Source organism: Cupriavidus metallidurans CH34 (genome assembly GCF_000196015.1).
GTDB classification, from domain to species: Bacteria; Pseudomonadota; Gammaproteobacteria; order Burkholderiales; family Burkholderiaceae; genus Cupriavidus; species Cupriavidus metallidurans.
The window spans coordinates 919,276-940,945 of record NC_007973.1; the positions used below are offsets into that span (position 1 = coordinate 919,276).

The window sequence follows — 21,670 nt, forward strand, 5'->3', positions numbered from 1 at the left end:
CGCTATCCAGCCGGGTTCATCGTCGATAGCTCCCGCACCATCAACGCGCCGAGTTCGTCTCGGCGGCTTGCGTTCATGCGGCTGCTGATCGCGCCGAAGCTGATGGCCGCCGACGCGCCAAACGGCAACTGGAACGCGCATCCCACGCCGGAGACGCCTTCGGTGATGGTATCCACGATCTCCGCATAGCCCTTGCGTCGGCTTCTGGCTGCCGCCGCCAGTAGTCGCGAGATCGGCATTCCGGCTTCGGCATAAAGTGCGTGCTTGCGCTTGTGAACCTCGCGGATCGCGTCGTCCGACATTGCCGACATCAGCGCGAGGCCGCCAGCGCCGATGCCCAGTAGCCGGCGTTGGCCCGGCACCGTCGTGAACACGCGCACGGGGAACGGCCCTTCCTCGCGGTGCAGGCAGACCGTGAAGTCTCCTTGTGGCACCACCAGGAAGACCGTGTCGCCCGACACGCGAGCCAGCTTTTTCATCAGAGGCGCGACCAGATCGACGATTGGCGCCTTCTCCGCGGCGGCGGCGCCAAGCTGCATAGCGTCGATGCCGAGCCGGTAGCGCTTGCTGTGGATGTTGCGCTCGACGAAGCGTTCCTCCTCGAGCGAGCAGAGCAGCCGATATGCCGTCGGCCGCTCCAGGCCGCTTTCCGTGACGATATCCGCCAGCGTCGCGCCTTCTTCCTGATGGCGGGCCAGCAGCCTCAGGATTTCCAGCCCCCGGCGCAATGTTTGCGCGCCCGCGGTCTTCCTTCCCACCGCCTCATCGCGCATTTCTGTCTCTCCCTCGCTCGTACTCCGGGTTTTCTTGGTGTCCATATAGTGGTCAAAACAGTTGCTTGTGTTTGTATTGTGAAAATACCTGCTTTTACACTCGATTGGAATCACTCGACACAGCCAAGACGTCAAACCACATCGAACAGAGGAGCCGGGATGCCTTACACCACCATCGAAATCGAACAGCGCGACGCCGTGCGTCGCGTCTGGCTGGCGCGCGAAAGCGCCCGTAATGCGCAAAGCCAGCGGATGCTGGACGAACTGGATCACGCGATGTCCGAAGCAGCCACCGACGACTCGGTGCGCGTGGTGGTGATCGGCGGTCGCGGTGCGCACTTTTCCGCCGGGCACGATCTCAAGGAAGCGCAGGAGAAACGCGCCAACTTCACGGTGGAGGAGCGCTGGGCGTACGAAAGCGAGCGGTACTTCAACTACTGCATGCGCATCTGGGATTTCCCAAAGCCGACCATCGCGCAAGTGCAGGGCGCATGCGTCTCCGGCGGCTTCATGATCGCCAATATGTGCGATCTGGTGGTGGCTTCCGAGTCGGCGTACTTCTCCGATCCGGTCGGCCATTCGCTCGGCGCGGCGGCCACCGAGGTGCTGATTCATCCGTGGGTCATGGGGCTCAGGAAAGCCAAGGAAATGCTCTTCACCGGGGATCGGATCGATGCGGCTGAAGCGTTGCGCATCGGCATGGTGAATCGGGTGGTCGCGGAAGGGGAACTGGAAGCGCAAACCGATGCGCTGGCCGCCCGTATCGCCAAGGCGCCGCCGTTCGGCCTGCATCTGATCAAGCGCTCCCTGAACCGCACGCTGGACGCGCAGGGTCTTCGCTCGGCGCTGTCGGCGCACTTCGACACCCATCAGCTCTCTCATCTCGGGGAGGGGTTCCTGCGCGCGCGGGATGCCGGCCTTGCCAAGGCCATCGTCAAGAATGTCGCCGTGGACGCCGACAAGCAAGGAACCCGCTGACATGGCGCACATGCTCGAACCCCTGTTGAATCCCGCCTCCATCGCGATCATCGGCGCCAGCGACAATCCGGGCCGCATCGGCGGTATGCCGATAGACCTGCTGGTTCGATTCGGCTATGCGGGTGCCGTCTACCCGGTCAATCCCAAGTACGAGAACGTATTCGGCCTGCGCTGCTATCGACAGGTGGAAGACCTGCCCGAAGGCATCGACCTGGCGGTGCTCGCGATCGCGGCCGAGGATGTGACCGCGATGCTCAAGCGCTGCCACGCGCGCGGCATCCGCGCGGCGATCGTCTATGCGGCAGGCTTCGCAGAAGCCGGAGAAAGCGGCGCGGCCCTGCAGGACATCATGGAAGCCTATGTGAAGGAAAGCGGCATGTTGGTGGCCGGCCCGAACTGCATGGGCTTCGCCAACCTCAACACGCACGCCTATACGGCCTTTGCATCGGTATTCAAGACCGCGCCAGCGCAGACGGAGCGGGGGCGCGTGAGCCTGCTGACGCAGAGCGGCAACGTCTGCGCGGCGGTGTTCGCCATCGCCCGCGAACTGGGTGTGCCCTTCAGCCAATTCATCAACACGGGCAACGAGGCTTGCATCGACTACTCGGCGTACCTTGAGTACCTGGCTCAGGACCCGCAAACAGATGTCGTGATCGGCTATATCGAGGAACTGCGTGACGGCGCGAGGTTCATCGAGGCGGCGTCGGCGTGCGCGGAGGCGGACAAGCCGCTGATCATCTACAAGGCCGGCGAAACAGACAAAGGGCGCGAAGCCGTGCGCTCGCACACGTCTGCGTTGGCCGGCAACCAGGCGATCTATCGCGCCGCATTCTCCCAGCTCAATGTGATCGAGTGCCAGGACTTCGCACAGATGGCGCATATCGCCGAACTGGCGCGCTATCGCCAGCGGTCCGCTGGCCGGCGCGTTGCGATCGTCAGCATTTCGGGGGCAGTGGGGGCGATCCTGGCGGACAAGTGCATCGGCGCCGGGCTCGAGGTGCCGACGCTGCCGTCGGCGCTTCAGGATACGTTGCGGGCAGGCATTCCCGACTACGGCATGGTGTCGAATCCGATCGACGTCACTGGCAACGTCGTCAATGATCCCGGGTTCGTTCGCACCGCGCTCGGGGCGCTGGCAAGCTCCGATGCCGTCGATACCATCATTGTGTACGCGCCGGGCTACCTGCTGGACCGGATGGCCGACGATCTCGCCACCGTCGTGGCGGAGCACGGCAGGCTCATCGTCGCCGTCGACACTGGCCGTTCGACGCGGCGTGAATTTCTGCGCGATGCGGGCATTCCGGTCATGACCGATATCGGCATGACGATGCAGACGCTCGCGCCGTTCCTCCACTGGCACGAGCGTCGCGCCCGCAAGGCATGGCGCGTGCTGGCGCAGCCCGGCGCGTCACGCGCCGGTTCGACGCCAGCCGCGGCATCGCTTCCCGGGAATGAGTACGACGCGCGCGCGTGGTTCGCATCGCATGGCGTGCCGACGATCGACGAGCGCATTGCGACGAGCGCGGACGACGCAGCCGCAGCCGGTGCGGAGCTCGGATTCCCAGTGGCGCTGAAGGTCCTGAGCGCCGATGTGCCGCATAAGACCGAGGCGGGCGGCGTTCAGTTACGGCTCACCAATGCCGGTGCGGTACGCGAGGCGTTTCACGTCGTGATGGATAACGTGCAGCGTCATGTGCCAACCGCGCGCATCGACGGCGTGATCGTGCAACGGATGGCCGCGCAGGGCGTGGAGCTGATCGTCGGCGCGGTACGAGACCCCGTGTTCGGACCGGCCCTGACCGTGGGGTTGGGCGGCACGCTTACCGAGCTCTACCGGGACGTGACACATCGGCTGTTACCGGTGGATGCCACGGGCGCACGCGAGATGCTGCAAGAGTTGAAGGCATTCCCGCTGCTCGATGGCTATCGCAACGCGCCACTTCGGGATATCGACGGCGCTTGCGAAGCGATCGCTGCGTTCGGGCGTGCGTTCGTGGCGCTCGGGGAGACCGCCGGGGAAGCGGAGATCAATCCGCTGACGGTGCGCGAGCGTGGTCAGGGTGTGGCGATGCTTGACGCGCTGGTGCTTCCTGCGGCGCGCTAGTCCGTTCCAGCGATTCGAAACGTTCATCGAGAACTACGAAACTACAAGAGGAGACTGTCATGATCAAACGCATGATTGCAGCGTCGATGGTGATGCTTGCTGCCGTTGCCGCGACGCCCGTGACGGCGGCGGATGCCTATCCAAGTAAGCCGGTTCGCATCATCGTTCCATTTCCCCCCGGCGGTGCCGCTGACATCATGACGCGCGCGCTGGGCGAGCGCATGCGCAAGCAGCTTGGCCAGCCAATCGTGATCGAGAACAAGCCTGGCGCTGGTACCGTCATTGCGTCAGACTACGTCGCAAAGCAGGCGCCGGACGGCTACACGTTGCTGATGGCTGCGTCGTCGCTGGGCATCGCGCCAAGCATCTACAAGAACGTCAACTACGATCCGGTTCGGGACTTCGCGCCGATCACGCTGGTGGCTTCGGTCGTCCACGTGCTGGAAGTCAACGCCGCGGTGCCCGTGCATAGCGTGAAGGACTTGATCGCCTACATGAAGACGAGCGGCAAGGCACTCAGCTACAGCTCCGCCGGCACCGGAACGTCCACACACCTGGAGGCCGAACTGTTCAAGTCGATGGCTGTGGTGGACATGACGCATATCCCGTACAAGGGCAGCGCCCCGGCGCTGACGGATCTGGTAGGCGGGAACGTCCAGGTCATGGTGGATGCCTATGCGTCATCGGCGCCGTTCATCAAGGCCGGCAGCGTGCGTGCGCTGGCGGTGACCACGGCGAAGCGATCGGCCACGTTGCCGAACGTTCCCACTGTGGCTGAATCGGGCCTGCCCGGCTACGAAGCCATGCCGTGGCTGGGGCTGCTGGCGCCGGCGGGTACGTCGCCCGAGGCGGTGCAACGGGTCTACGTGGCCGTCCAGGAATCGCTCAAGGACCCGGCGCTGATCCAGCAATTCCGTGATCTCGGTCTTGACATCATCGGCAACACGCCCACGCAGTTCGCAGGTTTCGTCAAGCAGGATGCCGTGAAGTGGGCGAAGGTCGCAAAGGCTTCCGGCGCGCAGGCGGATTGAGTCATGCAGCTGACACTCACGGAAACGCAGACGTTGCTCGAGAGCAGTGCGCTGCATTGGCTGGCGGGCAATGCCGACGACATCCGGCAGGCCAGGGATGCGCGCGCGTACTGGCCAGCGTTCGCGGAAATGGGCTGGCTCGCCCTGCCATTTGCCGACGCCGATGGCGGCTTCGGCGGTGGCCCGATCGAGGTGGGGTTGCTCATGCGGGCGTTCGGCCGGTATCGCGTGGCAGCGCCCGGTTATCGGAGTGGCGTGCTGATGGCCGGCAAGCTCATCGCGGCACTGGGAAGCATGCAGCAGCGCGATACCTGGCTGGCGCCGCTGATCACAGGCGAGCGCTGTCTTGCGATGGCTCATACGGAGCCGGGGCGTGAAGACCCATGGGCGATGCCGGCGACCACGGCGACATGGGATCCGCGCGGCGAGCGATGGACGCTGCGCGGGAAGAAGTCGCTGGTTACGGGTGGGGCGGATGCCGATGCTCTGGTGATCAGCGCCTCGATTCATGCTGAGGGCGAACATCCTCGAATCGGCTTGTTCATCGTTCCGTCGGATGCTGACGGCATGACGTCGCGCGCATGCCTGGTCGCGGACGGCAGCCGCGCGGCAGACCTCGTGCTCGACGAGGTTTATCTGCCGGATGACGCCCGCTTGGGTCAAAACGCTCCCGAGCAGGAGATCGCCGAGGGCTTCATGACGATCGTTGCGGAGGCGTTGGTCGCTTCCTGCTGGGAAGCTGCTGGCGCGATGCGAGCGGCGCTGGAAGCAACCGTGTCTCACGTCACGCAGCGTGAACAGTTCGGTCGGCCGCTCTCCGCCCTGCAATCGGTACAGCACGGGCTTGCCGAAATGGCGGTCTGCTGCGAGGAAGCGGGTGCCGCTTGCGAACTGGCCGCGCTTCGCATCGCTGCGGACCGGCGGCTGGCACGCGATGCGGCATCGCTAGCCCAGTCCTGTACGGGCCGTGCCGCACGCTATGTTGCCGCCCAGGCCGTGCAGTTGCATGGGGGGATGGGCGTTTCGGAGGAGCTTCACGTAGCAGCGTTGTTCCGGCTGCTGACGCGCTTCCGGTTGCAGGATGGCCATGCCGACTGGCATTCGATGCAATTGGGGAATGACATGTACACCGGCGACTGGCGCATGAGCCAGACCTTGCTTGATCCGGCGACATCTGGCCAGGCTGTGGCGGCATATGCGGAGGCACACTGATGGATCTGCTGTTGACACCCGAACTTGTCGAGTTTCGGGACACCGTACGCGCTTTCCTGCGCGAGCATCTGCCTGCGGAACTGCGTCGGGGGCAGCAACTCACGACGGCGATGTATCCGGAGCCGGAAATCTCGGGCCCGTGGCAGGCACGTCTGCGTGAGCGTGGATGGCTCGTCCCACTGTGGCCCAGGGAGTGGGGCGGCACGGGATGGAGCAGTATCGAACGATTCATCTTCGAAACGGAATGCGCACTCGCTGGCGCGCCGCTTGTCCATCCGATGGGGGTGAGGCTGGTCGGGCCGGTGATACTGCGATACGGCACCGAGGCGCAAAAGCAGACATATCTGTCGCGCATCCTTTCCGGGCAGGACTACTGGTGCCAGGGATTCTCGGAGCCCGGCGCCGGTTCTGATCTGGCATCGCTGCGAACCCGTGCCGTACGCGATGGTGACCACTACGTCATCAACGGCAGCAAGTTGTGGACGACCCACGCCCACCACGCGAATCGCATGTTCGCACTCGTGCGCACCAGCACCGAAGGGCGGCGGCAGGAGGGCATCAGCTTCATTCTTATCGACATGGAAACGCCCGGGATCTCGGTTCGCCCGATTCCAACCATAGGTGGCGACCATGACGTCAACGAAGTGTTCTTCGACAACGTGCGCGTGCCCGTCGCCAACCGCATCGGCGCGGAGAACGAAGGCTGGCAGTGCGCGCGCTATCTGCTGGAGTTCGAGCGCGGGGCCGGCATCTTCAGTCCTCGCCTGCGCTCGCAACTCAAGCGGATCGGCGACGTGCTGGCGAGAGAGGCACAGTGTGATGGCGATACCACTGTCACTGCCTTGCGGCGGCTCCGGTTCGGAGAGGTGCGCGCCGATCTCGACGCCTTCGAGATGCTCGAATTGAAGACGATGTGTTCGGTGGCGCCGGGTGAGAGCCCCGGTCCGGTGGCGTCGGTCCTGAAGCTCCGCGCCAGCAGGCTGCGGCAGGCAATCAGCGAAATGGGGACGACGGTTGTTGGCGCCGAGAGCTTGCGATGGCGCGCGGACGACGCCCACGATGAGGAGCCTTCCGAAGACGAGGTGTTGCGCGCGTGTTTGCTGCCTGACTTCCTCAATGCGCGGGCCTACACGATCTTCGGCGGTGCGGCCGAGGTCCAGTTGGGCATTATCGCGAAGTCCTGCCTGGGGGCCTGATTCGGTGGAGCCGCCCGGGAGGCGGGCATATGCCGAGGGCAGTCCGACCGTCCGACTGTTTGCGAACGGAGGAATCTGGCGGAAGCGGTGTCCGTCGAGCGGTTGGCTGCAATCGGCTTGTACAAACCAGTTTGGTTCTCGTGTATTACAACTCGCCCAACCACATGGATCGGGTTCAGGCCCTTGGCGTGCTTGCCGATCTGTCTATCTATCCGACGAGGCACTGATGGAACAAGGTACCAAGCACGACGAAGAACCGAAGGACGAGCGCGGGTTGACCGCAAGGGATCGTGTGCGTCTGGTCAACTCGTACTTCGAGCGAATGGAGGCGCGTCAGGAGCAGCGGGCAAATGACCTGGCACTGTTGCAGGTAATTGGCTCGCTCCTGAAGAATCGGTAATGCGTGCGCGAGTTAGTCTGACCACACTGCGGCGGCTTGATCGGGTCGAGCTGGCCCGCAGCGTGAACCGTCCGCGTGGCGAGTGGCCGCCTACGATGGGCGTCGATGAATGGGAAGCCAAAGCGACGGAGTACCTTGCCCGGCTGTGTGGTCAAGAAGACTTGCCCGCTCCGCCGCCCGTCGCTAACCACAACGACGTGACGCACCGGTACAAGCCGAGTGCGTTCATGCACGGCATTGAGGTCGGTGGCAAATGAACTGAGAAACGTCAGTGCCTTTTGAGGCGGGCACTGTCGCAGTCGAGTCGTAGGAAACCGTCGCTCGTTAATCCAACGGGCCCAGCAGCAGGGCAGTCCATGCGTTGCCTGATGTTGCCTTCAGCGGGTGCCATGTGGCACCCGTTTTCGTTTGTGTGGCTGCGCGGCGATAGCGGGCGGCTGGGGCCGCGATCACCACAGGGCCGTGGCTAGGGCACGGGCGGCCCGGCGTGGGGCTTGTAGTGACTATGCTTGTGGCGCCAAATCAGCCGCCACTTGCGGTGCCGTCGTATCGACGTTGTGAGCCTTTAGAAAAGCGTCAATGGTTTCGACTACAGTGCCGGCCTTGAACACAATGCCAAGGTCAATCATCTCTTGCTGTTGTGCCATTGGTTGAACCTGGGTGGGGATCGGCACGGGGATGATCTGATTCAAATGGGTGCGGAAGAAGACGGCAGCGATGACTCCGACAAAGTAGAAGCGCGAACCGATGGCGAGTCCACCGTCTTTCGTCGCAAAGGAGCCTTGGTTGAGGATGAAGACGGGACTGCCGCTAGAGCCGCCGAATACCGATGCGTCGATTAGAAACCGGGGAGTACCTTCGAAGTCGACCTCCATGGGGCTTGCAGTTGTTCCGCGGCGAGCAACGGGAAGGAGGTTCTTACTGTCCCAGATCCCATTCGGATAACCGATGAACGTTACAGGCTCTACAGCGTCCAATTCCGCAAGTTGCTGCTGCGTGGGAATCATGCTCGTTTCCACGGCACGGAAAAATAGATCGGTTCCGTGATGTTGCTTCACGAATTCGAGCAATGGGACCAGCGGGCAGATGGCAATATCAACATCTTGATCGGGATGCCCAAACCACATACTCTGCCAATCCTGCTGACCTATATGCAGATTGAATCCGTCACCCAGCGTGGGCTGTCCATCCTTCTGCTTTAAGAATGAGAAGCGTCCCTCGCGCATGCCCGTCACGACATGCTTGTTCGTCACGACGAAAAGGGCCTGTTTGTCTCCTCCGAACTTGTGGCCGAAGAAGAATCCGGTGCCGGAGCCGCTCGAGCCATTGGCTGCCACGGTGTCGATTCGTACCGTGCTGAAGAAGAGCTGTTCAGAAATGGTTTTGACTTGCACGCGGACTTCCTATCTAGGGGAGGGTGGAGTTGCAGTAAGTCAGGATTCGATCGCTCGATTTGCCACCGAGCGATGCGTCTGAATGGTAGGGCTATTTCTTGTCAGCAGCGGGTGGGCGGTGCTTCTGGACGATTGCGCGGATTTCCGCGTCGAGGCTGGCCTGGTCCTGCCTACGCTTGGCTTCTGCCGATCTCTGCGCCTCTGCACCTTTCGGGTCGAACTTTCCACTAACGTAGTTCGCGGAGTTCTCCTCCGGAAAGTCCTCGAAGTATTCCGACCATTCACCCATAGCTGACCCCTTATTCGCGTTGTGTGGTGTGCTAAGAATCGGCCAAGCTGTTGCTGATGTCAACGACAGCAACAGTGCAGTCTACAAGGAACGGCAAACCCTGAATTTGTCGGGCTTGCCAGCTAACTGCTTTGCTGCCCTTGTGGTTCGGTCGGTTGGACTTGCCGCACTCTAGCCCATTGCGAGCAGGGCGGCAGCCAAGCACTGCGCGTAGGTCGCTTATTTCGTTGTTTGGTGTGCTTCCACCATGAATAGGATGGTCGTTGCCGTGAGGTTCAACGTGTACCGTGCCAAGTATTCGGGCACAGCAACAGGGTCGGTACCTTGCCCGTGGCCACCGTTCTTGTTTCGTACGGTCGGGACGCCGCTTTCGAGCAGGGAGCGAATGGACGAGAACTGCGAGTCGAAGTACGCAGGAAACAAACCATTGCTCATGCAGGTGGAGATTAGATTCTTCGCCGTGTCCGTTGGTTGTGTCCGCCAACCACGCAGACTGCAAATGGTCTTCATGGTGCTCTCAAATGCCTTCAGCGCGTCAACAAGGCACTCTTTGTAGCGCCCGTGCCGATAGTGCTCGTGGGCCTTCAGGAACTCTTCGTTCGCACCCTGGAAGCCCTTGTCACGCAGCACCGCTAGCGTTGGCTTAACTGCCTCCGCATGCAGGAACTCAGAATCGACGCGGATGATTTCACCGGACTCGAACTGGTAGCCGACTCCATGCTCCTTGAAGCGCTCATTGAGTTCAGCAACTGCCTCGGCAGTGTCGAGCTTTCGGCGGGTGTTGTTCAGATACGACCAGTTATCTGGAATGAATGAATGGATGATCTTGAAGCACAGTTCGACAACATCCAATGCACGCTCAACAGACGGCTCCTGCAGGAAGAAATTGAAGACGGACTCTTGATCGGATTTAGGGTACTTGATCAGTTCAAACACCCCAAACTCCCGGCAGAGAGTTTGCTTTACAAACTCGTACGCCTTTCCTGCGTGGTCAGAGCCGTAGTTGTCAGTGCCAAAGGCATCACTAATAATGTGAACGATCTGAACTCGCAGCGGATTCGGTAGCTCGTCGTAAGCGTAGACGTCCGGCATTTCGCCGCGAGCACGTTTCTGACGTTTGGAAAACAGATCGAAGACGCCCACAACCTATCCTCAGTGGCTATGTGACATTCGTGAAATGGCGGAAGCGGTGAGATTCGAACTCACGGATGGGTCACCCCATCGGCAGTTTTCAAGACTGCTGCCTTAAACCACTCGGCCACGCTTCCGGTGTCTGGAAGATTTGCGGGCATTGTAGCGTGACAGCGCGTATGCCCGGCCGCGCATTATACAGGGATGCGCGGGCTGGCAGTATCATGATGGAGTGGATTCGCTGTTTTGGAGTCGTTCTTCGAGTTGTCCGACTCAGCGGAACCTTGTCAGCCCATCGCGCCTCCTAAGAGAGGCGCGAATGCAGTCTCATACTGCAGGTTCGCTGTTTGTACAGGCGATTTGAGGAGAATACTTCATGCAAGAACAACGTAAACCGTGGCAGGTCCTTGGTGCTGCCGGTGCTCTGGCGCTGGTGGCCGGACTGGCCGGTTGTGCGCAGCCGGGCTATGGCGGTTACGGCAACTACAGCACGGCGCCGCCGCCGACTGGTTATCAACAGCCGGGAACCAACACCTATCAGGCGCCTGCCGGTTCGGTGTTCGTGGGTCGCGTGGAATCGATCGAGCCGGTCCAGACCACGCAGGGCAGCTCGGGCATTCTGGGCACCGTGATTGGTGGTGCAGCCGGCGGTTTGCTTGGACACCAGATCGGTGGCGGTTCTGGCCAGACCGTGGCAACGATCGTCGGCGCGGTGGGTGGCGCAGTGGCGGGTAATCAGATCGAGAAGCGGGCCGGGTCGAACACCAGCACTGCGTATCGCGTCAATGTCCGACTGGACGATGGCCGCGTGGCGACGGTGACGCAAAGCAATATCGGCAACCTGCGCGTCGGCGATCGCGCGCGAGTGGCCAACGATATGGCGACGGCGTACTAAGCCGATCGGATATCTCGATACATCGGCAAAAGAAAACGCCACGCGGCAATCGCGTGGCGTTTTTCATTCTGGCTCGACGCTCTCGTTGCGTCGTCCGTGTGGGCAACCTCAATCCTTCAGGAACATCTCCTGCAGGTCGTTGAGGAAGCGTCGGCCGAGTTCAGTCGGCTTGATCACGGTAGGGTCGGCGTCGAGCAGTCCCTTCTTCTCGGCTGCGGCAAGCTGCTTGCCGATCATGTGCAATGGCAGGCCGGTGTAGTCGTGGAAACTCGATGCCGGCACGCCGTCCGTCAGACGCAGCGCGTTGAGCATGAATTCGAACGGGAGTTCGTCAGCGCCGACTTCGCGCGCTTCCTGCACGGCGTTGCCAGCCAGGGCCTGCTCCATATAAGTGGCCGGGTGCTTGTGTCGCATCTGCCGCAGGATCCGGTTTGGAAACGAAAGCTTGCCGTGGGCGCCGGCGCCGATGCCGAGGTAGTCGCCGAAGCGCCAGTAGTTGAGGTTGTGGCGCGCCTCGCGATGCGGCTTCGCATAGGCCGATGTCTCGTAGTGGCGATACCCAGCCTGAGCCGTACGGGCCTCGACGATGTCCTGCATCTCGTAGGCGGTGTCCTCGTCCGGCAGCGCGGGCGGAAACTTCGCAAACAGCGTGTTCGGTTCCAGCGTCAGGTGATAGAGCGACAGGTGCGTGGTGCCGTACGACAACGCTGCGTCCAGGTCGCGCGCGCATTCGTCCAGGGTCTGCCCCGGCAGCGCATACATCAAGTCCAGATTGACGTTGTCGAAGTGCTTCAGCGCGATGTCGATGGCCGCGCGTGCCTCGCGCTCGCCGTGGATCCGGCCAAGCGCTTTCAAGTGGGCGTCGTTGAAACTCTGGATGCCGATCGACAGCCGGTTGATGCCGCTGGCGCGATAGCTTGCGAACCGTTCGGCTTCGAAGGTGCCGGGGTTGGCTTCCATCGTAATCTCGGCATCGGCATCGAGCGGTAGCAGCGCGCGGATGTCCGATAGCAGGCGGTCCATGCCAGCGGCCGACAGCAGGCTCGGTGTGCCGCCGCCGATAAACACCGTATGCACGGGACGTCCCCATACCAGTGGCAGCGATTGCTCAAGATCTGCGCGTAGCGCGTCGAGGTAGGCGTCCTCGGGAATCTCGTGGCTATCCGGCTTTCCCGGTGCCGCGTGCGAGTTGAAATCACAGTACGGGCATTTGCGCACGCACCATGGGATGTGCACGTAGAGAGAAAGCGGCGGCGAGCCGGGCAGGGCGATCTGGCCCGGCTTGAGCCAAAGCTTCTGGTTGTCGGCAGGGGATAGCGGCGAGGATGTGGCCGGCGTGCCACCGCCGACAGGGACGATCGGGATCATGCGCAGCTCTTGATGCCGGCGGTCTGCAAGCGGGCCACCAGTTCCTGCAGTGCCAGGGCACGATGGCTGATCGCGTTCTTCTCTTCGGCGCTCAGCTCGGCGGCCGTCTTGCCGACGCTGGGCAGCAGGAAGTGCGGATCATAGCCAAAGCCACCATTGCCGCGCGGGGCGTCAACCACCTCGCCGGCCCAGATGCCTTCGGCGATGATGGGGCGCGGATCATCGGCGTGCCGCACCATCACCAGCACGCAGTAGTAGTGCGCGCGGCGGTTCAGTTTGCCTGCCAGTTGCGAGATCAAGTGGGCGTTGTTGGCAGCGTCCGACTTTGGCTTGCCGACGGTCTGGGCATAACGCGCCGAGTACACGCCAGGTGCACCGTCGAGCGCTTCGACGCAGATACCCGAGTCATCCGCCAGCGCGGGCATTCCCGTCAGCCGTGCAGCGTGGCGGGCCTTGGTCAGCGCGTTCTCGACGAATGTGGCGAACGGTTCCTCGGCTTCGGGCACGCCCAGTTCGCCTTGCGGCACGACATCAAAGCCGAGCGGAGAGAGCAGCGCGCTGAACTCGCGCAGCTTGCCGGGATTGTTGGAGGCCAGAACCAGACGTTGCATCGACATATTCCCCTGCGCTTACAGCCCGAGCGCCTGCTTCTGGTGGCGCACGAGTTCGGCGATGCCGGCCTCGGCCAGGCGCGTCATGGCGTCGAGGTCGGCGCGGCTGAAGGGCGTGCCTTCGGCCGTGCCCTGGACTTCCACGAAGCCGCCACTGCCGGTCATGACCACGTTCATGTCGGTATCGCAGTTGCTGTCTTCGGCGTAGTCGAGGTCGAGCACCGGCACGCCATTCACCATGCCGACGGAGACGGCCGCCACGAAGTCGCGGATCGGGCTCGCCTTGATCTGGCCATCGCGCAGCATTGCGGATACGGCGTCGTGCGCCGCCACGAAGGCACCCGTGATGGCGGCGGTGCGCGTGCCGCCGTCGGCCTGCAGCACGTCGCAATCGAGGTGGATCGTGTATTCGCCCAGCGCTGCCAGGTCGAACACCGAACGCATGGCGCGCCCGATAAGGCGCTGGATTTCCTGGGTGCGGCCGGTTTGCTTGCCTCGGGCGGCTTCGCGGTCCGAGCGGGTGTGCGTGGCGCGCGGCAACATGCCGTACTCGGCTGTGACCCAGCCTTCACCGCTGCCTTTCTTGTGCGGAGGCACCTTTGCCAGCACGCTGGCGGTGCACAGCACCTTGGTATCGCCAAAGGCACTCAGCACCGAGCCTTCCGCGTGGCGGGTGTACTGGCGGGTCAGGGTGATGGGTCGCAGCGCATCGGCCGCGCGTCCGCTGGGTCGCATGTGGAGTCTTTCGTTAGAATCGGGTGAGACCGCGATTCTAACGCCGGCGAGCCTTGCGTGCCTGCCGGGACCCCCGGCGCCTCAGCGCATCAGGTTGCTGGTCTTGTCGATCGCCGCTCGAATTTCGGCAATCGAGCGTTCGATTTCTTCCTCCGACAGCAAATCGGTCTCGCTGCCCGTACGCTCGAGGATGGAGGTGGTGAACGCATTGAGCGGCAAGGTGTCGGTCAGCACCGCGTCGTCGTTCGGCACATTGGCGTCAGCTTCCCACATCATTGCGATCGCTGTGGTGTTATCGGCACCTTCGCCGGCGTTCGCAAGCGCCCGTTCGATCAGGTCAGGTATCGCATGGACCACCGAAAGATGGGTGACCTTGTCGACGATGATGTCTTCCTCAAGGCTGCCCCAGAGGCCGTCGGAGCACAGCAGCGCCACGTCGCCCGGGTTCAGCCGCACCGGGCCGCCGATGTCGATCAGCGGCAGGTTCGGTGAGCCGAGGCAGTTGTAGAGCTTGTTGCGTTCCGGGTGGTTGGCAACGTCCATCGGCAGCACGCGTTCCTGCTGCAGCAGATTCTCGATCTTCGAGTGGTCGCGCGTGCGGGTCAGCAGGGCGCCCTTGCGCATCAGGTAGAAGCGCGAGTCGCCGGCGTGCGCCCAGTGGATCTGGCCATGCTGGATCAGGCAGCACACCACAGTGGTACGCGGGATATCGGCCAGCCGGTTGGCTTCGGCATAGCGGTGGATCTCGCGATGCGCCAGCATGATCGTGTCCTGCAGAAAGTCGGCAGGATTCCGGATCGCCGGACGGGCCTGGGTTTGGAACTGGCGCGCCAGCGTCTGCAAGGCTTGCTGCGCGGCAACTTCGCCGAGCGCGTGGCCGCCAAGGCCATCGGCCAGCACCATCAGCAGGGCGTCGCGCGTGAAGCAGTAGCCCATGCGGTCCTGGTTGATACGGCGGCCGCCCTTGCGGCTTTCCTGATAGACGGAGAATCGCATGTTGGCTTAGCGGAATGCGTTATGTTCGTGCCGGTTTGGCATCAGTTGCCGCCGTGGCCTGCCTCGGTGGCGGGCAGGGCCTTCTCTTCGCGGCGGCGCAGCAAGGTCATGAAACGGCTGGTGGCGTTCAGGCGCTCGGTGACGGGGCCTGCGGGATTGGCGGCCATGGCCGCGGCCGACTGCTCGCCCAGCGCGTTCGATTGGTCGCGCAGCTCCTTCTGCAGCCGGAACACGCTTTGCGGGCGCTCGGCGGGTGTCAGGCGCAGGCACCACTCAACCAGATCGACCAGTCCGTTCGTGTAGGTGGCGCGCAGCCGACCGAACGACTCGGTCATGCGGTCTTCCTTCTCACGCTGGTTGGCCTCCTGCGGCGGCATTCCGGCCATGCAGGCATAGAGCGTGGCGCCCAGGCTGTAGATGTCGGTCCACGGGCCGAGGTCCGTATGCTTGCCGTAGAGCTCGGGTGCCGCGAACCCCGGGGTGTACATCGGCTGGAAACGTGATGCTTCCATGGTCAGGATCTGGCGGGCCGCGCCGAAATCAAGCAGGATCGGCGATTCGTCCTCGCGCAGGTAAATATTTCCCGGCTTGATGTCCAGATGCAGCAACTTGTGGATATGCACTTCCCGCAGGCCGCTCATCAGGTCGTGGAATACCTTGCGGATGAACCGTTCGCGGAGGACTTTGGCCTTGCCCTGCTGCCGGGCCTGCAGGATATGCTCCTGCAGCGTCTTGCCCAGCTCGTAGTTCATGACCATGTAGACCGTGGAATTCTCGCGGAAGAAATTCACCACGCGGACCACGCTGGGGTGCGAAATACGGGCCAGCGACCGTCCTTCCTCGAAGAAATACTTCAGGCCGAGGCGAAATGAGGCCACGTTCTCGTCCGGAACGACCGGGATCAGCTCGCCGGGACTGCGGCGGGCCAGTGACGACGGCAGGTATTCCTTGATGGCCACCGGGGCGCCCGTTTCGTCCGTGGCGAGGTAGACGAAACTGAACCCCCCACTGGCCAACTTCTTTACAATACGGTAGTTGGCCAGCAGCGTGCCGATTGGCAGCGGCGCGCTCTTGGACTGGTTAGCGCCCTTGGACTCTGTCATAGGATTCGGGACCTTATTTGCTCCCGGATTCTCCGGGCTAATCGGTCACTTGTAAAGAATTCATTGGCGGGGACTGTTGCCAAATATCCGCGCTTTTCTGCCTCTGTTTTCAGTTGATTTTTCAGGCGATCCGCCTGCCCCCGATCTTTTCGGGGAGCCGGTCGCCGCGCCTTACCCGGCGTTTTTCGATTATTCGATTTTTTCGCGAGATTACCGACGATGATCCACAGCATGACAGGCTATGGCCTGGCCACGGGCCAGGCACCGCTCACCAACGCCCAGGGCGAACCGAGTGGCCGTACCGCGTCGGTTTCGGTGGAGTTCCGCACTGTCAACTCGCGCTTCCTCGACCTGCTGTTCCGCGCGCCGGAAGAGTGTCGCGCCTTCGAGCCGGCCCTGCGCGAGATGCTGATGGGCGAGCTGTCGCGTGGCAAGCTGGAGTGCCGGATCAACCTCCAGCGCACCGACACCGGCGGCGCCACGCTGGCGCTGAACCAGACACTGCTCGACCAGATCCGTGCGCTCGAAGCCACCGTCGGGGCAACGTTTGCTTCGGCCGGCACGATGCGCATGGGCGAAATCCTGCGCTGGCCGGGCGTGCTGGTGGAGCCCGAACTGTCGCAGGAAGCCCTGCGCGATGCCGTGATGGGCGCCGCCCGGGAAGCGCTGAACCAGCTTCTGGAAGCCCGCCGCCGTGAAGGCGCGGCGCTCAAGGCCACGCTGGAGGAGCGGATCGACGCCATGCTGGCGATCGTCGAGCGCCTGACGCCGATGATTCCGCAGTTGATCGCCCACCACCAGGAAAAGCTGACCGAACGCCTGAAGGAGGCTTTTAACCTGGTCGCGCCGAACGGCATGCCGTCAATGAGCCGCGACGAGATTGCCGAGCGCATCCGCCAGGAAGCCACGGTCTACGGCATCCGCATCGACATCGCCGAAGAACTGGCGCGCCTGCAGACCCATCTCAACGAAACCCGGCATATCCTGAAGAAGGGTGGCCAGGTCGGTAAGCGGCTGGACTTCATGATGCAGGAGCTCAACCGCGAAGCGAACACGCTCGGCTCGAAAGCCGCCGCGAAGGAACTCGCCGATGCCTCGATGGAGCTCAAGCTCCTGATCGAGCAGATGCGCGAGCAGATTCAAAACCTCGAATAAGATCATGAGCGAAACGACCCACACCGCCATCGATACCGCCTATCCGGGCAACCTGTTCATGGTGGTGGCCCCGTCCGGGGCCGGCAAATCCACGCTGGTCAACGCGCTGCTGGCGCAGGACAAGGCAATCCGCCTGTCGATCTCGCACACCACGCGCAGTCCGCGTCCCGGTGAGCAGAACGGCCGCGAGTACCACTTCATCTCCGTGGACGAGTTCCGCGCCGCGCGCGATCGGGGCGAATTCCTGGAGTGGGCGGAAGTGCACGGCAATTACTACGCCACGTCCCGCGTCTGGATCGAGGAGCAGATGGCCCAGGGTACCGACGTGCTGCTGGAGATCGACTGGCAGGGTGCGCAGCAGGTGCACAAGCGGTTTTCGAACGCCGTCGAGATCTTCATCCTGCCGCCGTCGCTGACGGCGCTGGAAGAACGCCTCAAGAAGCGGGGTCAGGACGAGCCCAATGTGATCGTCCGCCGCTTGCTTGCTGCGGGTAGCGAGATGTCGCATGCATCGGAGTCCGATTACGTGATCATCAACGAGGTATTCGATGACGCGTTGAAGCAGCTGCAGAACGTCGTTCATGCAACCCGTTTGCGCTTTTCGTCGCAGAAAGCACGGCACGCCGAGTTGTTCATCGAGCTCGGAATTCACTAAAGCAGGCGCGCGGCCGGAAGGTTCCGGCCGCGTGCTGTAAAATACTGGCCTGTCGAACAGGTTTCATCCCAAGGTGGATTTGATATGGCGCGTATTACCGTCGAAGATTGTCTGAAACACATCCCGAACCGCTTCGAGCTCGCCCTCGCCGCGACGTACCGTGCACGTCAGCTCGTGCAGGGCCACACGCCCAAGGTCGAGGCAAAGGACAAGCCCACCGTGGTGGCGCTCCGCGAGATCGCATCGGGCCAGGTTGGCATCGAGATGCTGAAGAAGGTACCGACCTGATTGCCGGGACGGCCTGTGGTTCATCGTCGCTTCGCATATATGCGCTTTCAGCCGCGCGTTCCGCTGAATGACAGGGGCCGTCCCCATGACTTTCCCGCCGCCCGATCCTGCCGTTGCTCCGCCCGCCGAACCGGCGTCGCGGGCTCCGCATGGCCGGCCGGCGACCAGCGGGCAGTCCGCCTCCGCCACGACAGTGGGTTCCGGAGCGCCGCTGCCGGCTTCCTCCGCACTGGCGTCCACACCATCGCAAGCCGGACCGACCGGACGTAAGCGTCCAGGACAATCCACTGTGACTGCCCGTACCGGTGCTCCCAATCTTCCCGATCCGCTCGGCGACAACGTCGTCGGCGAGCGTGCCGTCGTACCGCCGATCCAGCAGGGCAAGTCACGCACCGCGTTGACCAACGAGCTCAATGCCGAGCCCGTGGCTGGCACGGTGCCCGCGGCTCCCGGTGGCGATCTGTTCATCGACGCCGTGCTGGCGCAGTCTTATCGGCACTTTTTCGGGCCGACCTCGCAGCCGGCGGTGCCGCCGCGCCAACAGGTCATCTCGATCACGCGGCTGATGGAGAAGCTCGCTTACCTGAAGCCTGCCGATCAGGCCCTGGTGCGCGAGGCATTCCAGTTTTCCGACGAGGCCCACCTGGGCCAGTACCGGCAAAGTGGGGAACCGTACATCACGCACCCGGTGGCGGTGGCCGAGCTTTGTGCCGACTGGAAGCTCGATGTGCAATCCATCATGGCGGCGCTGCTGCACGACGTGATGGAGGACCAGGGCATCACGAAGAGCGAACTGGCCGAGAAATTCGGTCCGAAGGTCTCCGAACTCGTAGATGGTCTGACCAAGCTGGACAAGCTCGAATTCCAGAGCCGGGAGCAGGCACAGGCGGAGAGCTTCCGCAAGATGCTGCTGGCGATGGCGCGTGACGTGCGGGTGATTCTGGTCAAGCTGGCCGATCGCACGCACAACATGCGCACGCTCGATTTCGTGCCGCCCGAGAAGCGGCGACGGATCGCGCTGGAGACCATGGAGATCTACGCGCCGATCGCGCATCGGTTGGGTCTCAATACGATTTATCGCGAGCTGCAGGAACTGTCGTTCAAGGTCGGCTCGCCATTCCGCTACGCCACGCTCGAGAAAGCCGTGAAGGCCGCGCGCGGCAACCGGCGCGAAGTGGTCAAGCGGATTCTGGAAGCCGCCCAGTCCGCGCTGGCCGGGGCCGGCATCGTGGCGGAATTGTCGGGCCGCGAGAAGACGCTCTACAGCATCTACCGCAAGATGCACGACAAGCAGTTGTCGTTCTCGCAGGTACTCGATGTCTATGGTTTCCGCGTGGTCGTGGAAACGCAGATGCACTGCTACATGGCGATGGGCGCGCTGCACGGCCTTTACAAGCCGATGCCGGGCAAGTTCAAGGATTACATCGCCATTCCGAAGATCAACGGCTACCAGTCGCTGCACACGACTTTGGTTGGCCCGTTCGGCACGCCGGTGGAGTTCCAGATCCGCACCCGTGGGATGCACCAGATCGCCGAGGCCGGCGTGGCTGCGCACTGGATGTACAAGCACCAGGCAGACCATGCCAACGATATCCAGCAGCAGGCGCACCAGTGGCTGCAGTCGCTGCTCGATATCCAGAGCCAGACCGGCGATTCGCAGGAATTCCTCGAACACGTCAAGATCGATCTGTTCCCGGACGCCGTGTACGTGTTCACGCCGAAGGGGCATATTCGGGCGCTGCCCCGCGGCGCGACGGCACTCGATTTTGCCTACGCGGTCCACAGCGACCTGGGCAACCAGTGTGTGGCGGTCAAGATCAACAACGAGCTTCTGCCGTTGCGCACGGAGCTCAAGAGTGGCGACATCGTCGAGGTCGTGACGGCGCCGTACTCGAAGCCGAATCCGTCATGGCTGGCGTTCGTGCGCACGGGCAAGGCGCGCGCGGCGATTCGCCACTACCTGAAGACCACCAAGCTCGACGAGGCGATCCAGCTCGGCGAGCGCCTGCTGGAACAATCAACGCGCCAGCTCGGCATCGAGCTCAAGGCGGTGCCACAGTCGGTCTGGGATCGCATGATCCAGTGGACAGGCAACAAGCTCAAGGAAGACATCTTCGCCGACCTCGCGCTGGGACGCCGTGTGCCCGCAGTGGTCGCGCGCCGGATGGAAATCCTGCTGCAGGAACTGTCGGGAGATGTCGATAGCGCGTTGCTGGCGGCCGTCCAGACGTTCGCGGGGGAAGATGCGCCGGCCGTGCCGATTACCGGCGACGAAGGCATGTCGATGATCTTCTCGGCTTGCTGCCGTCCGATCCCCGGCGATTCGATCGTCGGCTACCTCGGCAAGGGCGAAGGGCTGCAGATCCACGTGCAGGATTGCAAGGTGGCCAAGCGGCTGCACAGCAAGGACCCGGAGCACTGGATCGAGGTGATGTGGGCCAAGAAGACGACGCGCGCGTTCGACGTTTCGATCAAGATCATGGTCCGCAACGTCAAGGGTATCGTGGCCCGCGTCGCTGCGGACCTGACCTCCGCGGATGCCAACGTCGCGCACGTGGCGATGGAACCGCAGCAGGGCGGCCATCAGGAGGCTACCTACATGCAGTTCGTGATCCAGGTACAGAACCGCCTGCACCTGGCCAACGTCATGCGGGCGCTGCGCCGCAACCCTGATGTGATCCGAATCTTCCGCGACCGCAACGACGGCTAAGACTTCTGCGGGTAGCGGACTTCCAGAATATCGATCTGTTCGATGCCGGCCGGTGTGCGAAGCGGCACCGTGTCGCCCTCGCGCGCCTTGATCAGTGCCTTGGCGATCGGCGAAATCCAGCTTACGTGATTGCTGTCGAGATCGACCTCGTCCATGCCTACGATCGTGATCGTCGTTTCCTCGCCTGACTGATTGGCATAGGTGACCGTGGCCCCGAAGAAGATCTGATCGTTGTCGCCCTGCATCGAAGGATCGACGACTTCGGCCTTGTCCAGGCGACGGGTGAGGAAGCGAATGCGGCGGTCGATTTCGCGCATGCGCTTCTTGCCGTAAAGATAGTCGCCATTCTCGGAGCGGTCGCCGTTCGAGGCAGCCCACGACACGATCTGCACGATGTCCGGACGCTCTACGTCGATCAGGTGCATCAATTCGTCGCGCAAGCGCTTGTAGCCCGCGGCGGTGATGTAGTTCTTGGTGCCGGCGGGCAGTGGCGTGGCGCCTTCGGGAAGATCTTCGTCGTCATCGTTCGACGACTCTTTGACAAAAGCCTTGTTCATGGTCCGGATCACTTCATCGGGCTCTCATTATAGGAAGTTGCGACTGCCGAACCCTTCACATGAAAAAAATGCACGAAGGGGGTTCACAA

21 protein-coding genes and 1 tRNA gene are annotated in these 21,670 nt (G+C 62.7%); 12 read left to right on the forward strand and 10 right to left on the reverse strand.

Features of this window, described 5'->3' with window-relative positions; genetic code table 11:
• Window positions 1-2: 2 nt before the first annotated feature.
• On the reverse strand, window positions 3-773 hold the full coding sequence (locus RMET_RS04210; RefSeq protein ID WP_017516142.1) for an IclR family transcriptional regulator: 771 nt from the start codon (window positions 771-773) through the stop codon (window positions 3-5).
• A 159-nt stretch (window positions 774-932) separates the two neighbouring features.
• On the opposite strand from RMET_RS04210, the gene RMET_RS04215 reads away from it, so the two are divergent.
• The 7 genes from RMET_RS04215 (at window position 933) to RMET_RS04240 (ending at window position 7,951) form a co-directional block, all read left to right on the forward strand.
• A complete protein-coding gene (locus RMET_RS04215) occupies window positions 933-1,751 on the forward strand; it encodes an enoyl-CoA hydratase (protein ID WP_011515669.1) in 819 nt (272 codons plus the stop codon).
• Between the two features lies 1 nt (window position 1,752).
• Entirely contained in the window at window positions 1,753-3,855 is a 2,103-nt protein-coding gene (locus tag RMET_RS04220) for an acetate--CoA ligase family protein (protein WP_011515670.1), read from the forward strand.
• A 59-nt stretch (window positions 3,856-3,914) separates the two neighbouring features.
• Window positions 3,915-4,886, forward strand: a complete 972-nt coding sequence (locus tag RMET_RS04225; protein WP_011515671.1) for a tripartite tricarboxylate transporter substrate binding protein — start codon at window positions 3,915-3,917, stop codon at window positions 4,884-4,886.
• A 3-nt stretch (window positions 4,887-4,889) separates the two neighbouring features.
• The gene (locus RMET_RS04230) at window positions 4,890-6,098 is read left to right on the forward strand and encodes an acyl-CoA dehydrogenase family protein (RefSeq protein WP_011515672.1); all 1,209 of its coding nucleotides are present in this window, start codon (window positions 4,890-4,892) and stop codon (window positions 6,096-6,098) included.
• Window positions 6,098-7,294, forward strand: a complete 1,197-nt coding sequence (locus RMET_RS04235; protein ID WP_011515673.1) for an acyl-CoA dehydrogenase family protein — start codon at window positions 6,098-6,100, stop codon at window positions 7,292-7,294. Before RMET_RS04230 ends, RMET_RS04235 begins: the two co-directional genes overlap by 1 nt.
• A 226-nt stretch (window positions 7,295-7,520) precedes the next feature.
• On the forward strand, window positions 7,521-7,694 hold the full coding sequence (locus RMET_RS33495) for a hypothetical protein (protein WP_155877841.1): 174 nt from the start codon (window positions 7,521-7,523) through the stop codon (window positions 7,692-7,694).
• Window positions 7,694-7,951 (forward strand): hypothetical protein, encoded by a 258-nt coding sequence (locus RMET_RS04240; RefSeq protein WP_011515674.1) that lies wholly within the window; start codon window positions 7,694-7,696, stop codon window positions 7,949-7,951. The genes RMET_RS33495 and RMET_RS04240 overlap by 1 nt, the downstream gene beginning before the upstream one ends.
• A 246-nt stretch (window positions 7,952-8,197) precedes the next feature.
• Here the strand turns inward: RMET_RS04240 and RMET_RS04245 are convergent, their stop codons facing one another.
• From RMET_RS04245 to RMET_RS04260, 3 genes are all read right to left on the reverse strand, one after another.
• Window positions 8,198-9,088 (reverse strand): trypsin-like peptidase domain-containing protein, encoded by an 891-nt coding sequence (locus tag RMET_RS04245; protein ID WP_011515675.1) that lies wholly within the window; start codon window positions 9,086-9,088, stop codon window positions 8,198-8,200.
• A 508-nt stretch (window positions 9,089-9,596) separates the two neighbouring features.
• A complete protein-coding gene (locus tag RMET_RS04255; protein ID WP_011515677.1) occupies window positions 9,597-10,520 on the reverse strand; it encodes an STM4504/CBY_0614 family protein in 924 nt (307 codons plus the stop codon).
• A 35-nt stretch (window positions 10,521-10,555) separates the two neighbouring features.
• Window positions 10,556-10,645, reverse strand: a tRNA-Ser gene (locus RMET_RS04260).
• Window positions 10,646-10,884: 239 nt separating this feature from the next.
• Between RMET_RS04260 and RMET_RS04265 the strand changes: the two genes are divergently transcribed.
• Window positions 10,885-11,403 (forward strand): outer membrane lipoprotein, encoded by a 519-nt coding sequence (locus RMET_RS04265; RefSeq protein ID WP_011515678.1) that lies wholly within the window; start codon window positions 10,885-10,887, stop codon window positions 11,401-11,403.
• A gap of 108 nt (window positions 11,404-11,511) precedes the next feature.
• Here RMET_RS04265 and hemW read toward each other — a convergent pair whose 3' ends face one another.
• The 5 genes from hemW to RMET_RS04290 form a co-directional block, all read right to left on the reverse strand.
• The gene (gene hemW / locus RMET_RS04270) at window positions 11,512-12,771 is read right to left on the reverse strand and encodes a radical SAM family heme chaperone HemW (RefSeq protein WP_008646062.1); all 1,260 of its coding nucleotides are present in this window, start codon (window positions 12,769-12,771) and stop codon (window positions 11,512-11,514) included.
• Window positions 12,768-13,382, reverse strand: a complete 615-nt coding sequence (rdgB, locus tag RMET_RS04275) for an RdgB/HAM1 family non-canonical purine NTP pyrophosphatase (protein WP_011515679.1) — start codon at window positions 13,380-13,382, stop codon at window positions 12,768-12,770. Before rdgB ends, hemW begins: the two co-directional genes overlap by 4 nt.
• An 18-nt stretch (window positions 13,383-13,400) precedes the next feature.
• Complete coding sequence (gene rph, locus RMET_RS04280) at window positions 13,401-14,117, reverse strand: ribonuclease PH (protein ID WP_011515680.1); 717 nt, start codon at window positions 14,115-14,117, stop codon at window positions 13,401-13,403.
• Window positions 14,118-14,198: 81 nt separating this feature from the next.
• Entirely contained in the window at window positions 14,199-15,113 is a 915-nt protein-coding gene (locus tag RMET_RS04285) for a PP2C family protein-serine/threonine phosphatase (RefSeq protein ID WP_011515681.1), read from the reverse strand.
• A gap of 41 nt (window positions 15,114-15,154) precedes the next feature.
• On the reverse strand, window positions 15,155-16,216 hold the full coding sequence (locus tag RMET_RS04290; protein ID WP_008647046.1) for a serine/threonine protein kinase: 1,062 nt from the start codon (window positions 16,214-16,216) through the stop codon (window positions 15,155-15,157).
• Between the two features lie 219 nt (window positions 16,217-16,435).
• Between RMET_RS04290 and RMET_RS04295 the strand changes: the two genes are divergently transcribed.
• From RMET_RS04295 to RMET_RS04310, 4 genes are all read left to right on the forward strand, one after another.
• On the forward strand, window positions 16,436-17,371 hold the full coding sequence (locus tag RMET_RS04295) for a YicC/YloC family endoribonuclease (protein ID WP_008647044.1): 936 nt from the start codon (window positions 16,436-16,438) through the stop codon (window positions 17,369-17,371).
• A 4-nt stretch (window positions 17,372-17,375) separates the two neighbouring features.
• Entirely contained in the window at window positions 17,376-18,026 is a 651-nt protein-coding gene (gmk, locus tag RMET_RS04300) for a guanylate kinase (protein WP_011515683.1), read from the forward strand.
• Window positions 18,027-18,110: 84 nt separating this feature from the next.
• Window positions 18,111-18,314: a DNA-directed RNA polymerase subunit omega gene (rpoZ, locus tag RMET_RS04305; RefSeq protein ID WP_006578656.1), complete on the forward strand. Its 204-nt coding sequence runs from the start codon at window positions 18,111-18,113 to the stop codon at window positions 18,312-18,314.
• Window positions 18,315-18,603: 289 nt separating this feature from the next.
• Entirely contained in the window at window positions 18,604-21,024 is a 2,421-nt protein-coding gene (locus RMET_RS04310; protein WP_029308276.1) for a RelA/SpoT family protein, read from the forward strand.
• Here the strand turns inward: RMET_RS04310 and greB are convergent.
• On the reverse strand, window positions 21,021-21,581 hold the full coding sequence (greB, locus tag RMET_RS04315; protein ID WP_011515686.1) for a transcription elongation factor GreB: 561 nt from the start codon (window positions 21,579-21,581) through the stop codon (window positions 21,021-21,023). The genes RMET_RS04310 and greB overlap by 4 nt on opposite strands.
• Between the last annotated feature and the right edge of the window lie 89 nt (window positions 21,582-21,670).